General features: G+C 56.6%; 3 protein-coding genes. 2 read left to right on the top strand and 1 reads right to left on the bottom strand.

Going from position 1 to position 2,782, the window contains the following annotated elements:
- Window positions 1-367: 367 nt before the first annotated feature.
- Window positions 368-628 carry a hypothetical protein gene (locus HG542_RS36755; protein ID WP_000490832.1) on the bottom strand — a complete coding sequence of 87 codons (261 nt, stop codon included), beginning with the start codon at window positions 626-628 and terminating at the stop codon, window positions 368-370.
- Window positions 629-631: 3 nt separating this feature from the next.
- Between HG542_RS36755 and HG542_RS36750 the strand changes: the two genes are divergently transcribed.
- Together HG542_RS36750 and HG542_RS36745 are read left to right on the top strand one after the other, a co-directional pair.
- Window positions 632-1,993 carry a DUF3560 domain-containing protein gene (locus HG542_RS36750; RefSeq protein ID WP_000170695.1) on the top strand — a complete coding sequence of 454 codons (1,362 nt, stop codon included), beginning with the start codon at window positions 632-634 and terminating at the stop codon, window positions 1,991-1,993.
- Window positions 1,994-2,039: 46 nt separating this feature from the next.
- On the top strand, window positions 2,040-2,603 hold the full coding sequence (locus HG542_RS36745) for a class I SAM-dependent methyltransferase (RefSeq protein ID WP_015059007.1): 564 nt from the start codon (window positions 2,040-2,042) through the stop codon (window positions 2,601-2,603).
- The last annotated feature ends 179 nt before the right edge of the window (window positions 2,604-2,782 follow it).

Below are 2,782 nucleotides of genomic sequence, written 5' to 3'. Positions count from 1 at the left end.
GCAGTGATGCCCCTTGCGGCGAAGGTTCTCAAACGGGTGAAGTTCATACCACAGGGAATACAGCAGCAGGTTCCCGCGAAACGTCAAAACCGCGGCTCCCGAAACTCAACGGGTGATGTTCTTTAAAAATCAGGATTTATTTCAGGCTCCGGCAATACGCATTTATTTGTTCTGTCAGTCATCCGGCTGGCAGGTAATGAGAACGCAGGAACAGAAGGAGGAAAACACCGGAGAACGTCAGACGCAGATATGAAAAAAGCAGGCCGGGGAGGACCTGCTTAATCCACACCGCAAAAACTGTTCGAGCAGTTTCTGCGGTTCCATTCAACAGTCATAAGGAGTTTCATTTATGACGGTAAGTATTGTTTCACCTTCCGCAGCGGCTGTAAAGCCCCGCCGTCATCCCCGTTTCAGACGCGAAGACATCCCCGCGCCGGAAATTGACCCCGTGCTGAAAGCCTTCGGGCGACACATTGCCCGGAGTTTTCACCGGGGACGTGGTGTACACATCCCCGCCATGAAAAATACGGCTTTCGGGCAGGTGCTCCGCACACTCGAACTGAAACGCGCTTTTAACTGATGAGGTGAGCCGCCCCGCGAGGGGCGGCAACAGACGGAAGGAGAACATTTTATGACATTAGCTGCAATCACCATGACCGCCCCGGAAGCCGCCAGCCCTGTGCAGATGTACCGCGCGACCTACTCACCGGATGACAACAAACTGCGCCTGTATGCCGCGTCACGTCTTGACCCGGAGACGTATAAAAAAGTGCATGATGCCGGTTTCCGCTGGGCACCCAGACAGGCGCTGTTTGTCGCGCCAGCCTGGACACCGGGCCGGGAAGACGTGCTCCTCTCACTTGCCGGAGAGATTGAGGATGAAGACAGCACGCTCGCTGAACGTCAGGAAGCACGGGCGGAGCGGTTTACCGGATACAGCGGAAAGCGGGCCAGTGAATCCGCACAGGCACTTGATGAAGTGGAAAGACTGGCCGCGATGATCCCGCCCGGTCAGCCCATTCTTGTGGGGCATCACAGCGAACGCCGCGCCCGTCGTGATGCGCAGCGTATTGAAAACGGCATGAAACGTGCCGTGATGCTCTTTGAACGTGCGGAATACTGGGAAGAACGGGCGCGGTCGGCACTGCTTCACGCGAAGTATAAAGAACGCCCGGACGTTCGCTGGCGTCGTATCAAAAAAATCGAAGCTGATTTGCGCAAGGCTGAAAAGACCATCGCACAGTCGCAGAAATATCTGACGATGTGGCGGGCTGAATCGCTGGATCTGAATATGGCAAAACTCATCAGCAGTCATGACCATATCAGCGCCTGTTTCCCGCTGGATACGTATCCGCGCCCGGCAGAAAAAAGCCAGTATGAAGGGAGCCGGTCGTTATGGTCGGCCCTGGATGATGACATCATCACCACGGAGCAGGCCCGCGAAATTGCGATCCGCTGTCATGAACGGCAGATTCAGCATCAGCAACGCTGGGTTAACCACTATCAGAACCGCCTGATCTATGAGCGTGCCATGCTGGACGAAAGCGGCGGCGTGGTTACCCGGACACAGGATTTTGAGCCGGGCGGACAGGTTTTCAGCCGGGGCGAGTGGCTGACTATCATCCGCGTGAACAAAAGCAACGGGGCGGTGAGTTCAGTCACAACGCCAAATTACAGTTTTCTCGGGTACAGCGGCACGATGAAAGTGACGCCCGATCGCATCACGGACTACAAAGCACCATCGGCAGAAGAGGCTGCCGTCGCCAGTCAGGCCGCGAAGCGTCCGCCGGTAGTCAACTATCCGGGGGAAGGTTTCCGGGAAATGACAAAGGCGCAGTGGGCCGCCCTGCCCCGGGACTGTAAGGCCGTGCGCAGTGTGGAAGAAGCAGAAGACCACGGGGCATACCGCTACCGCCGCACAATGGACAATAATTTCCGTCTGGTGAATGTGTATATCACCGACATGAAAATCACGGAAATCCCACAGAAATAAGGTATATCCCCCCGGGAAATCCCCGGGGGATGACGGAGATAATGATATGCACAGTCAGTTAAGAGAACGTATCCGGCTGATGCGCGCAAGGCTGGATAACGCCGCGCCGGTTGCTGAAATCCGGGCTGAATCTCAGCTTTTTGTGAGTCCTGCCCCGATCTGTGATCGCCTGGTGACGCTGGCGGAAATCAGCAACCGTGATCACATTCTGGAACCCTCTGCCGGCACCGGGGCCATACTGCGGGCGATTCGGGATACCGCGCCGGAGGCCATGTGTGATGCGGTGGAGATTAACAGCGGGCTGGTCCGGTATCTGCGGGAAAATTTTAACGGTGTCAGGGTACAGTGTGGCGACTTCATGGAATGGCAGCCGGTGCAGTATTACAGCCGGATCATTATGAATCCGCCGTTCAGTCACGGGCAGGATATCCGGCATATCCTGCGGGCTTTTTCCCTGTTGCGTCCGGGGGGCGTTCTGGTTGCCGTCTGTCTCAACGGGCCACGCCAGCAGGAGAAGCTGTTACCGTTTTCTGACGTCCGCGAGGAGCTGCCGCGCGGCACGTTTGCTTATACCGATGTCCCGACGATGATTATTCGTTTGCGTGCCTGATGACACAGGGCTGGCGGGAGGATAAATGCCCGTCTGTCCGCGCCGGGAAAAAACCGCGCGCCGGTGGCGCTGAAAGGGGCCGCGCTCACGCGCCGCCCCTTTCATTACGCGGACGTTCTGATGGGGGCTTCTGTCTTTTCAGACCTGTCATTTGTCTGTTACTGATGATGTTGTTGTTC

Origin of the sequence: Streptomyces morookaense (genome assembly GCF_013030945.1) — a bacterium.
Taxonomy (GTDB): Bacteria; Actinomycetota; Actinomycetes; order Streptomycetales; family Streptomycetaceae; genus Streptomyces; species Streptomyces morookaensis.
The sequence above is the reverse complement of the archived record's forward strand: the minus strand, read 5'-3'. Positions and strand labels throughout refer to the sequence as shown.

Coding starts and splice junctions, on each gene's coding strand:
- HG542_RS36755 (WP_000490832.1), bottom strand. CDS start 628: ATGTTCTCCTTCCGTCTGTTGCCGCCCCTCGCGGGGCGGCTCACCTCA.
- HG542_RS36745 (WP_015059007.1), top strand. CDS start 2,040: ATGCACAGTCAGTTAAGAGAACGTATCCGGCTGATGCGCGCAAGGCTG.
- HG542_RS36750 (WP_000170695.1), top strand. CDS start 632: ATGACATTAGCTGCAATCACCATGACCGCCCCGGAAGCCGCCAGCCCT.